Here is a 14,287-nt window from a genome sequence, read left to right on the forward strand (position 1 = left end):
GAAAGGCACGCACGCCGCACGCGGGCGGCCGTCCTCGCGGACGACCGCTCGCGCGATTGCAGCATGCGCTGAATAAGTGAATATCCTACGCGCGACGCGCACAGACGCAAAGCGCCCGCGGCATATGGGCACTTTGCCGGTTCTCGACGCGGGAACGGAGCGGGGTTCAGAACCGCTCGACGTGGTAGTCGCCGGCCAGCGCGGCGGGGCTGCGCTTCGCCATCATCTGCGCGAAGCCGTCGGCGAGCCGGCCGAGCGCGAGCTGCTTCTGGCTCGCGTCCCAGTGCGTATAGGTGTCGTACGCGTTGTCGTCGAACGACACGGTGACGGCAACCGGGCGGCCGCTGGCACGGAAACCGATGTGCAGCACGCCGCCCGGCAGTTCCTCGATGTGATAGCGCAACGAGCGCGACTCGAAATAGCGGCCCAGCACCTGAGCGATCGCGCGCTTGTCGGGCGATTGCACGTGAATGTCCATGGTGGTCCTCCTTTCAGGGTTCGCGCGGCCGGCTGCGGCGCGCCGTTCCCGCCCGGCATCCGCATCGGCGGCGGTTGCGACGGGGGATCGCCGTGCGGCGGGCCGACGGGCACGGGCGGATCGACCGGGTCGTCGTGCCCGGGCGGCGTCGGCTCGGGATAGTCGTCGGGCGTCGGTTCGGGGCGGTGCAGCATGGATCGCGTGTTCATGACTCTCCTGCGCGACGGCTCGCGCGTGTCGATGGCGCGGCGACGTGCGCAAGCGACGTGCCTGCTCCCCCGCGCAAGGGTGTGCCGGTCGCGTGCCGGTCAGTCGTCGTAGGCGGCCATCACGAGCCACATATTGCGCCCTTCCGCGGTCAGCCGCACGGCCAGCGCGAACGGATCGGACGGATCGCACTGCGCGATCAGCGCACGCTGGGCGCTCTCCGGGCCTTCGTAGACTGTGTCGTTCATCTGACGAACCTCGTCCTTGCCGTCGAACATCCGCCGCTCGGGCCGATAGACCAGCGATTCGCGCTTCCACGTCTCGAAACGCTCGCGAACATGCGCGAAATCGCCGCCGCATACGTTCGCGTCGTAACGTATTCTTTCCTTGGGTGCATTCATCTCGATGTCCTCACGTTCACGCCGGCGGGGCGTGCTCGTCATGCCCCCGGCGCGCCCCCGCCGATCGCCGGGGCGCGCAAGCGCTGTGCCGCGGCGCCCGCGCGGGCACGACGCTTGCGCCTTTCGTCATCGACAAGGAGGTTTCGATCATGACCGTTCACGCCACCGGCAACCGCGACGCCGTGTCAGCGGCCGCCGGCCAGCCGCGCCCGCCTTCCGACGACAAGACGGAAGAGCGCATCGACGAAGGGCTCGAAGAAACGTTTCCGGCCAGCGACCCGCCCGCCGTCGGCGGCGGGACGCGTATCGACCCCGCCAGACCGTCCGGCGAGCGCAAGCAGCGCACGCCGGACGCCCCGCCCCCGCCCCGCGATCACGGCTGACGGCGGCAACCGGTCCGCGATGCGCGGCGGCGCGTCGCCGGGCCGGCGACATCCGGAGTGAAGCGATGAACCGCATCAAACGCAGATGGCAGGAAGTCAGCGGCGCCGCCAGCGTCGCGGCGCTGGCGGCAATCGAGAGCGCCGTGGTGCTCGCGATCGTCGCGATGACGGGCGTCGGACACTGACCGACGCCGACGGCCCGGCCACGGCGGTGTGCCGTGGAAGATGTACAAGCCGGCTGGCAAATTTCTCCGTCCCCTCGGCGGCGCGGCCCGACGCGCGCCCGACGCTTGCGGCACGTTGCCTGCTTGCCGATCGTCCGGCTCATCAAGGAGGCGTTCATGTATCGCGTCAACGAGATCATGTCGCGCGACGTGGTATGCGTCGCGCCCACCGACACGATTCGCCGAGCAGCGGAATTGATGCAGCGCTTCGACGTCGGCGTGCTGCCGGTGTGCGACGGCGCCGAACTGGTCGCGATCGTGACGGACCGCGACCTCGCGGTGCGCGCGCTGTCGCACGGACATTCGCCCGACACGCCGGTGCGCGCGGTCGCATCCGCGCCCGTGCAATGGTGCGTCGAGGACGACGGCGTGGGCGACGTCCAGCAGCGGATGGCCGACGTGCAGTTGCACCGGATGCCGGTGCTCGACCGCAACCTGAAGCTCGTCGGCATGGTGTCGCTCGGCGACATCGCGACGCGGGCCGGTGGCGCCGAGCGCGACGAACTGGCCAACACGCTCGAGGACGTCTCGCTGCCGCGACGTCGCTGATCGCGCAGCGGCCCGCGTTCGCGACTTCGGCCGATCTTCGGCCCGGCGTGCACCGGCGACGGCAGCGCGCGCCGCTTCGACCAGGAGGTTTTCGATGACTACGGACAGACAGTCTCGCGACGGCGCGCAGATCGTCGGCGCCAGCCGGCGCACGCCGCGCGGGCCGGGGCCGGACGTGATGGCCGCCGGCACGCTGACCGGCGATCGCGTGCTGACGATGGACGGCGACGACGTCGGCAAGATCGCGGACATCATGCTCGATGTTCGCTCCGGATGCGTCGCCTATGCGGTCGTGTCGTCGGGCGGCCTGGCCGGGATCGGCGACAAGCTGCTCGCGGTCCCGTGGAACGTGCTGGCGCTCGACGTCGAGCGCAAGTGTTTCGTGTTGCCGGTCGACACCGACCGCGTGCGCGCCGCGCCGGGCTTCTCGAAGGACCGCTGGCCCGCGATGGCGGACCCGGCCTGGGCCGAGGCGCTGCACGCGTATTACGGCAGCCCGCCGTACTGGCTGATCGAGGAAGGTGAAACGGACTTCGACTCGCCGCCGTACGAGGCGTCGCCGGGCGGCCCGGAAGACGAGCCGCGCCGGAATTGAGCCGCCGGCTCGGCGACGCGGCCGGCTTTCCTTCGCACCGGCGCGGCCGTCAGTGCGTCGCGCCGATCTTCCGCGCAAGCTGGCGCGCTGCGGCGAGATGTGCGCGGAGCGCCGGCACCGTGCTCGTCGCGAACGCGCGAAGCTGCGAATCGCGCCCGTCGCGCGCCTCGGCCTCGTACACGCGAATCGCCGCCTCGTGCGCGCGCGGGCCCGCGAGCTCGAGATAGCCCGCATCGAACGCCGGTCCGCTGCGTTTGCGCAGCGCCGTGAGCGCCGGATCCACGAGCATCCGCGTCTGCACCGGCACGCCTTTGTCCGCACCGATTTGCCGCAGCGTACCCGCGATGCGTTCGTGGTCGTCGACCATCCGCTGCGCGAACGCCTTCACCTGCCGATTCGCGGAGCGATCGAGCGCGAGCCGGCTCGCCTGGACGACGGTCTTGCCGATCATCGCGGCCTTGTCGACGAATTCCGCATCGATGCCGGTCGGCCGGCGCGTCATGTCCGCTTCGTCGCGGGTCGGGCCGGGGCGCACCACGCCCGGCGCGACCTGCGTCGACGACGCGGGCGGCGTCTGTGCCTCGGCATGCGGCGACGCGCTCGACAGCGCGGCGCCGGCGACTGCCAGCAAGGCCGACGCGATCGCACGCCGCACGCGTGCGACCGGACGATGCGCGTCGTCGCGCTTATCGTCCGGCTTCATCCGGCCTCCCGGTGTCGCGACGCGGCGGCCGACGCGCCGCAGGGCTGCGCCGTCATGCGGGCCGATGCGCGGACGTGAAGAAATCGGTCCACGCGCCGCGCTGCCATGCGCCTTCGACGCGCTCGACCGACAGCGCGCCGCAGGCCAGCAGCGTGCGCTGCGCGAACGTCTCCGTGCGCCGCGTCACGTGCGCGGCCAGCACGACGCCGTTCTCGCATTCGCGCAGCGCGCCGTGCCCTTCCGGCGCATCGCCGTCCATCCGCCCGAGCGCGCCGCACAATGCGCCGACGTAGCCGCCGACGAGCGGCACCCCGATCCACGCGAGCGGCGAATGGAGCCCGCCCAGATACAACAGCCCGGCCCCGACCAGCCCGACGATCGCACCGACGCCCACGCCCTCCAGCGCGCCGATGCCGCCCGGGCGCGCGGCGGAATCCGCATAGGCGTCGCCGCCGAGCCAGAACAGCGCATGCTGTCCGGGCGGATTGAGAAAGAAGACCTTCACGTCGTCCCGATGCATGGCGTGGCCGCGCAGCTGCTGCGCGCAGCGCTCCGCCTGTTCGAGCGTCGAGAAACGGCCCGCGATGATCGTGTCCATGTCGAACCCTCCTGCCCGGTGCCGCGCAGGACCGCAGGGCGCGCGACGCCCGACCGGTCCGGCGCTGACCCGCGCATCACGTTACTTCCGGCGTATCTGCAGCCTGTCGCGCACGCCGCGTACGCCGTCGACGTCGTGTGCCACGCGGATCGCCGTCGCGCGCTGCCGTTCGTCGGGCACAGTGCCCGTCAACTCGGCCACGCGGCCGTGGACCTGCACGTCGATGTCGCCGGACGCGAGGCCGCGCTCCGCGACGAGCGCCGCCCGGACGCGCGAGGCGAGCGTCGCATCGCGGATCTGGCCGCCGACGGCCGACGCCTCGCTCGCGAGCTTCGCACCGGCGCCCTCCCCGGCCGATGCGTGGCGAGGTACGGCGATTCCTGCACACGACAGCATCAGTATGCTCGCGATCGCCGCAACCGGCGCGCGTCCGCGGATGTTTTCCGTTCGCTTCATGGTGCCTCCTTTGCCGGGCCGCGGGCGCCGCCGGCGCGCCACGCACCGGCGCATCACCGGTGGGGGCCGGCTCCGTCGCTGTCGTCTTTTGCGCGGTCGGGCGCGACGTCGACGATCACGCTCGCCAGCGTCGGCATGTCGACCGGCTTGCACAGATACGCGTCGAAGCCGGCCGCCATCACGCGGTTGCGATCCGCGACGCCTGCATGCGCGGTCACCGCCACGACCGGCAGCCGGCCGACGCCATCCGGCAACTGGCGGATGCGGTCGAGCAGCCAGTAGCCGTCGCCGTCCGGCATCGCGAGATCCGACAGCACGACGGTCGGCGGATCGCGCTCGACCACGGTCAGCGCATCGTGCCCCGAGCGCGCGGTCGACACCTTCGCGCCGAGCGTTTCCAGCGCCGCGGCCACGCTCGCGCGCGTCGTCGGATCGTCGTCGACGACGAGCACGCGCTGGTGGTCGAGCGCGACGGCCGGGAGCTCGCCGCTCGCGCGGCCCCGCACGACGGGATCGTCGTGCTCCCAGCCGGCGGGCAGCGTGACGGTGATCGTCGTGCCGTGCCCGACGCCTTCGCTGCTGGCCGCCACCGCGCCGCCGTGCAGCTGCGCGATATTGCGCACGATCGACAGGCCGAGCCCGAGCCCGCGCTGCGGCGACGCGGGCGCATTGCCGGAGCGGCTGAACGTATCGAACAGATGCGGCAGGTATTCGGGCGCGATGCCCTGCCCGGTGTCGGCCACCGACAGTCGCACGTTGGCGCCCGCGCGCGTGAGCCCCACGGTGATGTGGCCGCCCGACGGCGTGAACTTGATCGCGTTGGACAACAGGTTCGACAGCAGTTGCCGCAGCCGCTCGGCATCCGCCGAAATCAGGCAGCTCGGCATCGCGCATTCGGTCGTCAGCACGACGCCGCGCGCCTGCGCGGTCGTGCCGAGTTCGCGCGCGGCGTCGTTCACGATGCGCACCAGATCGACCGGCACGCGCTCCAGGCGCAGCCTGCCCGTCGCGAGCGACGACGCGTCGAGCAGGTCGCCGACCATGCGCGACAGCGACCGCGCACTGCGGTCGATCGCGTCGACGGCCTGGTGCGCGAAGCCCTGCCCGTCGACGCTGCGCAATACCTCGACCCATCCGTAGATCACGTTCAGCGGCGTGCGCAGTTCGTGCGATACCGTCGCCAGCAGTTCGTCCTTCAGCCGGTTCGACGTGTCGGCCTGCTCGCGTGCGTCGCGCGCGCCGCGCAGCGAACGCAGCGAGCGCCGCTCGTCGCGACGGCGTTCGCGCGCTTCGCGCAGCGTCATCGACAGGCCGTCGCAGCGCCCGCTCGCATCGACGATCGGCGACGCGGAGAAGGTCGCGCGAAAGCGCCGGCCGTCGCGCCGCACGCACAGCACGTCGAGCGGCCCGAGCGGCGCGCGCATGTCGGCAAACGATGCGGGGACCGGATGCCGCCGCAGCCAGCGCGGCACGATCAGCGACGTCACGTCGCGCCCGATCATCGCGTCCGCATCGGCGCCGAACAGGCTGCGCGCGGCGGGATTCCAGCTCGTGATCCGCCGCTCGACGTCGACGCCGACGATCGCGTCGGGCGACGCGTCGACCACGCGGCGCAGCAGCGCGTCGTCCGGCTGCCGCAACGCGGGCGCCGGTTCGCGGTGCGGGACGCGCGCGTCGTCGTCGCCGGCGTCGTCGTTCGCGAACAGCGGCTTCACGGCCGCCACCAGCGCGCATTCGACGAAGCAGATCGCGACGAACGCGCCCGCCTGGGCGAGCAGCACCGGCAGCGGCGCATCGCGCCACCACAGTGCGCCGATCACGGCCGCGCTGGCGACGGTCGCGGCGACGCCGCCGGCGAGCGAGGTCAACCACGCGGCGGCAGCGACACCGGCATAGAAAGGCAGCGGCGCAAACGGCGCATGCATGCCGACCAGGCGAATCGCCCACGCCTGGAGCGCGGACGCCAGCCCGACGGCGAGCACGACCCATGCGCCCTGCCGAAACAGCTCACGGGTGATGGTCCTCATTGCATCCTTGCATCGCACCGGCTCCCTGTACGCGGCGGCGTGCCGTTCGGGCAATCCGGCATGCCGTCGGGCGTGCCGGGCGAGCGAACAGCCGCAAGCAAACGACGTACCCGCCGGGGGGCGGTGGCGCCGATACCTCAGGCCGGTTGCGACGGTTTTCCGTGCGTGACGTGCGCGCCGGACAGGGTTCCGCGTCGGGCGAGAGAGGCGAGGATCGGCGCGGTTCCGCGTCGACCTGACCCTCCGGGCATGTCGTCTGTTTTTTCCGTCGCCGTCTGTAAAAAGGCATCGCCGATCGAGGGACGGACCGAGGCGCCGCGGATCGATCGACGTCCCCTGTCGCCGTCGCGACCTGCATTGGAAATTTCTATTTCGCGGCACCTTCGCGCGCCCGGTGCTGTCGATAGTAAATATTGCAACGACCGAATCGCGCGACGCCGATTTTCAAATCGGCCCGCTCATGCCAATGACCGAATCCAGCCACCGGCCGAGGCAGCGCGCAGACGAACGCCGGTTGTCCGGGCGCTCCGTCGCGATGCGCACGCTGCTCGGCCGTATCGAGAAAATCGCGCCGACCCGCGCCAACGTGATGATTGCCGGTGAAAGCGGGGTCGGCAAGGACATCGTCGCCCGCCGCCTGCACGATCTCAGTGCGCGCCGCGACGGCCCGTTCGTGCCGGTCAATTGCGGCGCGATTCCGCCCGACATCGCGGAATCGCACCTGTTCGGCCACGAAAAAGGCAGCTTCACGGGCGCGGTCGCGCAGCACACGGGCTTCTTCGAAGCGGCGCGCGGCGGCACGCTGCTGCTCGACGAAATCGCCGAAATGCCGCCCGCGCTGCAGGTGAAGCTGCTGCGTGCGATCGAATCGAATGCGATCGTCCGCGTCGGCGGCACCGAGTCGATTCCGCTCGACGTGCGCATCGTCTCGGCGACGCGCCACAATCCGGCCGAAGCCGTGCGCGACGGCCGGCTGCGCGAAGACCTGTTCTACCGGCTCGCGGTCTTCGCGTTGTATGTGCCGCCGCTGCGGCAGCGCGACGGCGACGTCGAGACGATCGCACACGAATACGTCGAGACGCTCAATGCGCGGCACCGCTCGCACAAGCGGCTGACCGACGCGGCGATCGCCGCGCTGCGCGCCTACTCGTGGCCGGGCAACGTGCGCGAGCTGCACAACACGATCGAGCGCGCGTACATCCTGGCGGACGAAGGGATCGACGTCACGCTGCCGAAGCAGGCGCTGCCGGCCGAGCTGACGCGCGACGACGCGATGTCGCTGCCGCTCGGCGCGACGCTGCACCATGCGCAGCAGCGCTTCATCGCGGCGACGCTGCGCCATTTCGACGGCAACAAGCCGCGCGCCGCGAAGGCGCTCGGCATCAGCCTGAAGACGCTGTACAACCGGCTCGCGCTGATGCGCGACAGCGGCCGCTCGTAGGCGGCCACCCCGCGCGCGGCCGGCGTGCGGGTCGCGTCACGCGACCTTGAACTGCCCGACCGTCGACGCGAGCGCGTTCGCCTGCGTCTGCAGCGCGGACGCCGCCGCGGTCGACTGTTCGACGAGCGCCGCGTTCTGCTGCACCATCTCGTCGAGCTGCGTGACCGCGCGATTCACTTCCTGGATGCCGCGCGTCTGCTCGTTCGCCGCATGCGTGATCTCGGAGATGATCGTCGTCACGTTGGTCACGTTGGACACGATCTCGCGCATCGTCTCGCCGGCCTGACGCACCTGTCCCGACCCTGCCGACACGCTCTCGACCGTCGATTCGACCAGCACCTTCACCTCGCGCGCGGCCTGCGCGCTGCGCTGCGCGAGACTGCGGACTTCCTGCGCGACCACCGCGAAGCCGCGGCCCTGCTCGCCCGCGCGCGCGGCTTCGACCGCCGCGTTCAGCGCGAGGATGTTGGTCTGGAACGCAATGCCGTCGATCACGCCGATGATGTCGCCGATCCGGCCCGACGCTTCCTCGATCTTCGCCATCGTCGCGACGACCTCCGACACGACCGCGCCGCCGTGCGACGCGATTCGCGACGCCGCCGCCGCGCGCTCGTCGGCCTGCCCGGCCGCGGCCGCCGACTGGCCGACCGTCGCGGTGATCTCCTCCATCGACGCGGCCGTTTCCTCGAGGCTCGCGGCGGCCGATTCGGTGCGCGACGACAGGTCGACGTTGCCGGCCGCGATTTCGTTCGCGGCCGTGCGCACCGATTCGCTCGCATCGCGGATCTGGCGCATCACGTCGTTCAGCTTGTCGACAAAGCTGTTGAACGAGCGTGCGATGTCGGCCACTTCGTCGCGGCCTTCGGCCGGCAGGCGCTGCGTGAGATCGCCGGCGCCCGAGCCGATCTCGGCCATTGCCTGGCGCACCTGCGACAGGCGGCGGAACGCGGTCGCCGTGATCGCGCCGACGATCAGCGACGCGACGGCGACGATCACGATCATCGTGATCAGCGACGCGGTCAGCAGCGAACGCATCCCGGCCGTCGCATCTGACTTGTCGAGCGCGACCACCGCGTACCAGTCGGTGCCCGGCACCGGCTGCGCGCGCACCAGCTTCGCGTCGCCGCCGACCTGCACCTCGACCGGCGCGCTCGCGCCCGCCAGCGACGCGGGGCTGATGCCGCCGAGCTCCGGCGACACGTCGGCGACCGGCTTCAGCGTGAGTTTGGCATCCGGGTGCGCGACCACGTGGCCGCTGCTGTCGATCAGCATCCCGAAGCTGGCCGGCGTGGGGTGGATCGACTTCACGTTCGCGATCACGCTGTCCATCGCGACGTCCGCGGCCACCACGCCCTTCAGCGCACCGTCGCGCAGGATCGGCACCGCGAACGTGACGACCAGGTTGCCGGTGCCGGCATCGACGTACGGCGGCGTGACCACCGGCTTGCCGGCCTGCGCGGCCTGCCGGTACCACGGGCGGCCGGTCGGATCGTAGTCGGGCGGAATGCCGGTCGGGTCGGAGAAGTGGAACACCTTGTCCGCATAGCCGGCATAGACGTTCGTGAAGCCGCCCGCCGCCGCCATCTGCTTGAACACCGGCAGCGGATCGGGCGACAGCGCGGCGTCCTGCAGCGACGCGACCATCCGGCTCTTGGTCGCGACCCAGTCCGCGATCCCGACGACGTGGCCGCTCGCGACCGAAGTCAGGTTCCGGTCGATCGCGTCGTCGTTGTACGAGTGCGCGATGAAATAGTTGATCAGCGTGGTGGCGACGAGCGCAAAGACGACGATGGCAACGCACGCGGCGAGGATGCGTGCGCGGATGGACGAGAACATGGCAACGACTCGGTAAGGGAGCGTGAGCACCCGGTGGACGGATTCACCGGGTAAACGGCAGCGCCGTCATTTACTTGAGGGTCGTTCCGATAAATCGGCGAAACGCGCGGAATGGCGCGTCCGTCAGCGCATCGTCAGCACGGCCGCGCCCGACAGGCGGCCGGCGCGCAGGTCGTCGAGCGCGCGATTCGCGTCCGCGAGCGCATAGCGCGTCGCCTCGATCTCCAGCGGGATCCGGCCGGCGAGCGCCATGAACGCCTCGCCGTCCGCGCGTGTCAGGTTCGCGACCGACAGCAGCCGGCGCTCCTCCCACAGCAGCGCATAGGGAAACGACGGGATGTCCGACATGTGGATGCCGCCGCATACGACGCTGCCGCCCTTCACGACGGCCGCCAGCGCGAGCGGCACGAGCGCGCCGACCGGCGCGAAGATCAGCGCGGCGTCCAGCGGTTCGGGCGCCCGCTGGTCGCTGCCGCCGGCCCAGTTGGCGCCGAGCCGCAGCGCCAGCTGTTGCGCGGCCGTGTCGCCAGGTCGCGTGAATGCATGGACGCGGCGCCCTTCATGCCGCGCGACCTGCGCGACGATATGCGCGGCTGCGCCGAAGCCGTACAGGCCGATCCGCTGCGCGTTGCCCGCGAGCGCGAGCGTGCGATAGCCGATCAGTCCCGCGCACAGCAGCGGCGCCGCGTGCACGTCGTCGTAGTTCGGCGGCACGCGCAGGCAATAGCGGGCGTCGGCGACCGTGCGCTCCGCATAGCCGCCGTCGATCGTATAACCGGTGAAGCCCGGCGCGTCGCACAGGTTCTCGCGCCCCGCCGCGCAAAACGCGCAGCGGCCGCAGGTGTGGCCCAGCCACGGCACGCCGACCCGTTCGCCGAGCGCGAAGCCGTGCACGCCCTCGCCGAGCGCGGCAACGGTGCCGACGATTTCGTGCCCGGGAATCACCGGGCGTTTCGGTTCGGTCAGATCGCCGTCGACCACATGCAGATCGGTGCGGCACACGCCGCACGCCTGCACGTCGATCAGGAGCTGGCCGCGACCGGGCGACGGATCGGGCAGTTCGCGCAGCGTCAGCGCCGGCGAGCGCCCGTCATAGACCTGCGCTCGCACGGGAACCGGCCTCGTCCGGGCGCGAGGTTCCGGGCGCGGCGTTGCGGTCGGCCTCGGCCTGCTGCCGCATCCGGTCGCGCAGATGCCGGATCGCGAACACGTGGATGTAGTCGTGCACGCGCGCGCCGTCCGACAGCACGCGCACTTCGTCGTCGAGCATCGCGCGCAGCTGTTCCGCGCCGATCTCGCGCTGCTCGGCGACTTCCTTCAGTGAATCAAGCAAACTGTCCTGTGCCATCGACGGACTCCTGACGGTCGAAGTAACGAAACGGACTGCAACTGGAAGCTTAACGCGTTGGATGAGACACGGCATGCGCTGCGCCGCTGCCTGTTTGAGTGACATCAACGAGAGCCGTTACGATCCGACCCCGGCCCGCTGGCGGAGGACTGCACTGGATGCGCGGCGGGCGCCGCACGCGTCCGATACCGGACGACAGCGCGCCACCCCGGGCGCGCCGCGGCCGCTGTGTCGCACGCTTGATGCGTGTCAACGGTCCGCGTAACGCGCAACTTAGACTGGTCGAAATGACGCGTCAAGGGATGCGCATCGTGAATCGGCTGCTCCCGGAACCGAGCCTGCGTACGCGACCTTCGCGCGGATGGGCGTCGCGCGGCCCGTGCCGGCCGAATCGGTCGCCGAATCGGTCACGGAAATAGTCGAAGTCTGGCCCGGCAACTCCGCATGTTCCCTCATACGACCGACCGCACGTTTCTTGCGCCCGGCTTTCACGATCTCGCCGGCCGGGACGGCAACGTGCCCGGCGCAACACCACTTTCGTCCGGAGGCCGCCATGCGTCTTACCGTTCGTCTCGACACCTTCACCGATGAAACGCCGTCCGCGTATGCGATCGTCTGGCTCGATACGGGCGAGCGCAAATGGTCATGCGAAAGTCACGCAGACATGCACGTGCCGGCCTGGGGCATGGTGAGCGCCACCCGGGGCGAGCTGCGGCTCGCGGCGCCCGACGCCGATCGTCCGCTGTTCGTGCTTCTGGATTTCCTCGGCGCCGACCGCAGGCTGCCCACGACCGGCGCGACGGGGGAAGCCCGCTGGTGCCGGCAGGCGCAGCATGCGCCGACGATCGGGCGCTGGCGCCTGCAGTGCGTCGACGGGACGGCCGTCGAGCCCGAGCACCGGCTGTTCGCCGACGACGAAAGCTGACGCGCGGCGGGACTTCGTCCGGCGCCCGTGTCAGCGGATTCCGATACGCGCGCGCCATTTCCGACAGCGACTTCAGCGTGCGCCGATTGGCAGCGCCCAATCGACAGACGATACTCCTGCCATGAACACGACGTTCATGCCGGGTCATCGCCCAGCCGGCCGTCGAGCCGGCATGCGGGTCTGGCGCAGGAGACCAGCCATGTCACATCGCATCCATCCGAACCGGGACGGACAGCGGCGCGCGTCGGGCAACACGCGCGCCGAGCCCGCATTGAAGGCGGCGCCGGATATCCGGCCGCCCGACGATCTCGACACCCTGCTCGCGCTCGCGCGCGAATCCGGCCTGCTCGTCACGCTGGACGGGCAGATCGGCCGCGAGAAATACCAGAGCGTCGCAGGCCCGGTGCGCGCGCTGCAACGCTTCGCCGCCGCGCTCTGCGCGCGCGTCGATGCCGACACGCGCGCAGCTTCCCGGCCGCGACGCAAGGGGCGCCCCGGCTGGCCGCGGCTGCGCGCCCCGGCAGGCGCGTGGCCCGCGCGTCAACGCGTGCATGCGCGACGGAATGCGCGCCGAAGGCATGCCGCGTTGCTGCGTCGCGCGGCATGAACGCGCCGATGCACCACCGCATTGCGGCGCGATCGCGACGACGGCGGCAGCAAGCCGCCGCGCGTCATGTCCGCGTGCCGCCGACCGCCCGCCGCTTCGCGGCGGTGCAACGCCGGTGCACGCGATGGCGTGTCGGCTGAAGCAGCGACGCTCGCACGCATTCGATTCTTCTTCGGGACGGGAACAGGGACGCACACCGGGATCGGAACCGGACGGGGTGCATCGCACCCCGTCCGTCTTCCAAGGCCGCCTGTCGGCAGCCTACCCTCGTGCCAGAGAGTGTCGGATCGGGCGACGGCCCGCGCGCTGCGGGCCGTCGCCGAAAAACGATGCCGATGCCGACGCGTGCCGCGCGTCCTGCATCGGACGGCGGTTCGCGCCGGCCGGCGCGCCTGCGAAAATGCGCAGGCACGCGATAGACCGAGCGCCGCGCCGAATGGTTCGCCACTGTCTCACGCGCGCCGCACGCCGTCTCTGACCCAAATCAAGTCGTCGCGGCTTTTTCGGTCGACGCGTCGCCGCCGCGCACGAGCAGCACCGGCACCTGCGCGAGATGCGCGACGCGGCGCGCGACGCTGCCGATCAGCCACGCGGCGATCCCGCGCCGGCCGTGCGTGCCGACCACCAGCAATTCCGCGCGCCAGTGCACCGCATCGCGCATCAGCGCATGCGCGACGTCGTCGCTGGTCGGGCGGGTTTCGATGATCCCGCGCTTGGTCGGGTTCCCGGTCGCATGAAACAGCGGCCCGAGGCGGGCCAGCGCATCCTCGCCCTCCGCGCGGTACGCATCCTCGAACGCGCGCACCGGGACGATATCCGTCAGACGAACCGCGCGATCGACGACGTATGCGCCGTACAGCAGCGTGGTCGGCGCCGCGAAGCCGAGCCCGACGCGAACCGCATGCAGCGACGGCTCGCTGCCGTCGACCGCGAACATCAGTCGCTGCAGCGGCCCGTCCGACGGACGCGCATAGGACGCCGGCACGATCAGCAGCGCGCAGTGCGCGCGCGTCGTCAGCGTGTCCGACATCGCGCCTTCGACGAGCCGCAGCAGCCCGTGGTGCGGATTCGCGCCGACCACGAGCACGTCGGCGCGCCAGGCCGACGTGTCGTTCGCGAGCGCGTCGGCCACCGTGCCGCCCGTGACCGACGTATCGATCACGACCCGCTCGACGTCCACGCCGCTTTCGGCGAACAACGCGGTGATGCGTTCGAGCGTCGCCTGCGCGTCGCGTGTCATCTCCTCGCGCGCGGACGTGAGCAGCGCGTCGATGCGCGGGATGTCGGGCAATACGAGGCGCGGATTGTCGATCGCGCAGATGATCCGCAACTGCATGCCGGGACGCAGCAGCGTGCGCGCATAGTGCGCGGCGGCCAGCGATTCGGGCGTCTGGTCGACGGCGAGTGCGATTCGTTCGAGTGGCGGGATGGACCGGGCGGGCTGCATGGCGAAGGCCTCCGTGCGTGCGCGTCGTCGCGGAACGACGACCGGAGCTTCGCGCGGCAGCC

At 71.0% G+C, this 14,287-nt stretch carries 16 protein-coding genes; 6 read left to right on the forward strand and 10 right to left on the reverse strand.

All coding sequences use genetic code 11. The features are described 5' to 3' along the window. Nucleotides 1-166: 166 nt before the first annotated feature. The gene (locus tag WS57_RS06615) at nucleotides 167-478 is read right to left on the reverse strand and encodes a hypothetical protein (RefSeq protein ID WP_009690260.1); all 312 of its coding nucleotides are present in this window, start codon (nucleotides 476-478) and stop codon (nucleotides 167-169) included. A gap of 308 nt (nucleotides 479-786) precedes the next feature. Next, on the reverse strand, nucleotides 787-1,086 hold the full coding sequence (locus WS57_RS06620) for a hypothetical protein (RefSeq protein WP_060237989.1): 300 nt from the start codon (nucleotides 1,084-1,086) through the stop codon (nucleotides 787-789). Nucleotides 1,087-1,235: 149 nt separating this feature from the next. Between WS57_RS06620 and WS57_RS06625 the strand changes: the two genes are divergently transcribed. From WS57_RS06625 to WS57_RS06635, 3 genes are all read left to right on the forward strand, one after another. Then, nucleotides 1,236-1,469 (forward strand): hypothetical protein, encoded by a 234-nt coding sequence (locus WS57_RS06625; RefSeq protein ID WP_060237990.1) that lies wholly within the window; start codon nucleotides 1,236-1,238, stop codon nucleotides 1,467-1,469. Between the two features lie 341 nt (nucleotides 1,470-1,810). After that, entirely contained in the window at nucleotides 1,811-2,242 is a 432-nt protein-coding gene (locus WS57_RS06630; RefSeq protein ID WP_009694190.1) for a CBS domain-containing protein, read from the forward strand. A 94-nt stretch (nucleotides 2,243-2,336) separates the two neighbouring features. Next, nucleotides 2,337-2,837 carry a PRC-barrel domain-containing protein gene (locus WS57_RS06635; protein WP_069243925.1) on the forward strand — a complete coding sequence of 167 codons (501 nt, stop codon included), beginning with the start codon at nucleotides 2,337-2,339 and terminating at the stop codon, nucleotides 2,835-2,837. 49 nt (nucleotides 2,838-2,886) lie between these two features. Here WS57_RS06635 and WS57_RS06640 read toward each other — a convergent pair whose 3' ends face one another. From WS57_RS06640 to WS57_RS06655, 4 genes are all read right to left on the reverse strand, one after another. Beyond that, nucleotides 2,887-3,540 carry a DUF4142 domain-containing protein gene (locus WS57_RS06640; RefSeq protein ID WP_059515521.1) on the reverse strand — a complete coding sequence of 218 codons (654 nt, stop codon included), beginning with the start codon at nucleotides 3,538-3,540 and terminating at the stop codon, nucleotides 2,887-2,889. 52 nt (nucleotides 3,541-3,592) lie between these two features. Further along, a complete protein-coding gene (locus tag WS57_RS06645) occupies nucleotides 3,593-4,138 on the reverse strand; it encodes a hypothetical protein (protein ID WP_040129243.1) in 546 nt (181 codons plus the stop codon). An 81-nt stretch (nucleotides 4,139-4,219) separates the two neighbouring features. Beyond that, nucleotides 4,220-4,594, reverse strand: coding sequence for a BON domain-containing protein (locus tag WS57_RS06650; protein ID WP_060300524.1), 375 nt, complete (start codon nucleotides 4,592-4,594; stop codon nucleotides 4,220-4,222). Between the two features lie 53 nt (nucleotides 4,595-4,647). Beyond that, nucleotides 4,648-6,621, reverse strand: coding sequence for a hybrid sensor histidine kinase/response regulator (locus WS57_RS06655; RefSeq protein ID WP_069243926.1), 1,974 nt, complete (start codon nucleotides 6,619-6,621; stop codon nucleotides 4,648-4,650). Between the two features lie 403 nt (nucleotides 6,622-7,024). Between WS57_RS06655 and WS57_RS06660 the strand changes: the two genes are divergently transcribed. Continuing rightward, a complete protein-coding gene (locus WS57_RS06660) occupies nucleotides 7,025-8,062 on the forward strand; it encodes a sigma-54 interaction domain-containing protein (protein WP_040131736.1) in 1,038 nt (345 codons plus the stop codon). Between the two features lie 36 nt (nucleotides 8,063-8,098). On the opposite strand, the gene WS57_RS06665 is transcribed toward WS57_RS06660, so the two are convergent. The 3 genes from WS57_RS06665 to WS57_RS06675 all read right to left on the reverse strand — a co-directional run bounded on the left by WS57_RS06665 (nucleotide 8,099) and on the right by WS57_RS06675 (nucleotide 11,246). Beyond that, entirely contained in the window at nucleotides 8,099-9,898 is a 1,800-nt protein-coding gene (locus WS57_RS06665; protein WP_069243927.1) for a methyl-accepting chemotaxis protein, read from the reverse strand. 123 nt (nucleotides 9,899-10,021) lie between these two features. Continuing rightward, nucleotides 10,022-11,008 carry a zinc-dependent alcohol dehydrogenase family protein gene (locus tag WS57_RS06670; RefSeq protein ID WP_009690468.1) on the reverse strand — a complete coding sequence of 329 codons (987 nt, stop codon included), beginning with the start codon at nucleotides 11,006-11,008 and terminating at the stop codon, nucleotides 10,022-10,024. Then, nucleotides 10,989-11,246, reverse strand: a complete 258-nt coding sequence (locus WS57_RS06675; protein WP_009690469.1) for a DUF3562 domain-containing protein — start codon at nucleotides 11,244-11,246, stop codon at nucleotides 10,989-10,991. The genes WS57_RS06670 and WS57_RS06675 overlap by 20 nt, the downstream gene beginning before the upstream one ends. A 553-nt stretch (nucleotides 11,247-11,799) precedes the next feature. Between WS57_RS06675 and WS57_RS06680 the strand changes: the two genes are divergently transcribed. Together WS57_RS06680 and WS57_RS06685 are read left to right on the forward strand one after the other, a co-directional pair. Continuing rightward, nucleotides 11,800-12,171, forward strand: a complete 372-nt coding sequence (locus WS57_RS06680) for a DUF3564 family protein (protein WP_069243928.1) — start codon at nucleotides 11,800-11,802, stop codon at nucleotides 12,169-12,171. Between the two features lie 199 nt (nucleotides 12,172-12,370). Next, nucleotides 12,371-12,778: a hypothetical protein gene (locus WS57_RS06685; RefSeq protein ID WP_069243929.1), complete on the forward strand. Its 408-nt coding sequence runs from the start codon at nucleotides 12,371-12,373 to the stop codon at nucleotides 12,776-12,778. 484 nt (nucleotides 12,779-13,262) lie between these two features. Here the strand turns inward: WS57_RS06685 and WS57_RS06690 are convergent, their stop codons facing one another. Beyond that, nucleotides 13,263-14,225 carry a universal stress protein gene (locus tag WS57_RS06690; RefSeq protein ID WP_069244349.1) on the reverse strand — a complete coding sequence of 321 codons (963 nt, stop codon included), beginning with the start codon at nucleotides 14,223-14,225 and terminating at the stop codon, nucleotides 13,263-13,265. Between the last annotated feature and the right edge of the window lie 62 nt (nucleotides 14,226-14,287).

Source organism: Burkholderia pseudomultivorans (assembly GCF_001718415.1).
Lineage (GTDB): Bacteria > Pseudomonadota > Gammaproteobacteria > Burkholderiales > Burkholderiaceae > Burkholderia > Burkholderia pseudomultivorans_A.

Bases quoted from the DNA above. Each gene is read 5' to 3' on its own strand.
- WS57_RS06690 (WP_069244349.1), bottom strand. From the start codon at position 14,225: ATGCAGCCCGCCCGGTCCATCCCGCCACTCGAACGAATCGCACTCGCC.
- WS57_RS06615 (WP_009690260.1), bottom strand. From the start codon at position 478: ATGGACATTCACGTGCAATCGCCCGACAAGCGCGCGATCGCTCAGGTG.
- WS57_RS06635 (WP_069243925.1), top strand. From the start codon at position 2,337: ATGACTACGGACAGACAGTCTCGCGACGGCGCGCAGATCGTCGGCGCC.
- WS57_RS06655 (WP_069243926.1), bottom strand. From the start codon at position 6,621: ATGAGGACCATCACCCGTGAGCTGTTTCGGCAGGGCGCATGGGTCGTG.
- WS57_RS06620 (WP_060237989.1), bottom strand. From the start codon at position 1,086: ATGAATGCACCCAAGGAAAGAATACGTTACGACGCGAACGTATGCGGC.
- WS57_RS06630 (WP_009694190.1), top strand. From the start codon at position 1,811: ATGTATCGCGTCAACGAGATCATGTCGCGCGACGTGGTATGCGTCGCG.
- WS57_RS06680 (WP_069243928.1), top strand. From the start codon at position 11,800: ATGCGTCTTACCGTTCGTCTCGACACCTTCACCGATGAAACGCCGTCC.
- WS57_RS06685 (WP_069243929.1), top strand. From the start codon at position 12,371: ATGTCACATCGCATCCATCCGAACCGGGACGGACAGCGGCGCGCGTCG.
- WS57_RS06665 (WP_069243927.1), bottom strand. From the start codon at position 9,898: ATGTTCTCGTCCATCCGCGCACGCATCCTCGCCGCGTGCGTTGCCATC.
- WS57_RS06625 (WP_060237990.1), top strand. From the start codon at position 1,236: ATGACCGTTCACGCCACCGGCAACCGCGACGCCGTGTCAGCGGCCGCC.
- WS57_RS06675 (WP_009690469.1), bottom strand. From the start codon at position 11,246: ATGGCACAGGACAGTTTGCTTGATTCACTGAAGGAAGTCGCCGAGCAG.
- WS57_RS06640 (WP_059515521.1), bottom strand. From the start codon at position 3,540: ATGAAGCCGGACGATAAGCGCGACGACGCGCATCGTCCGGTCGCACGC.
- WS57_RS06645 (WP_040129243.1), bottom strand. From the start codon at position 4,138: ATGGACACGATCATCGCGGGCCGTTTCTCGACGCTCGAACAGGCGGAG.
- WS57_RS06650 (WP_060300524.1), bottom strand. From the start codon at position 4,594: ATGAAGCGAACGGAAAACATCCGCGGACGCGCGCCGGTTGCGGCGATC.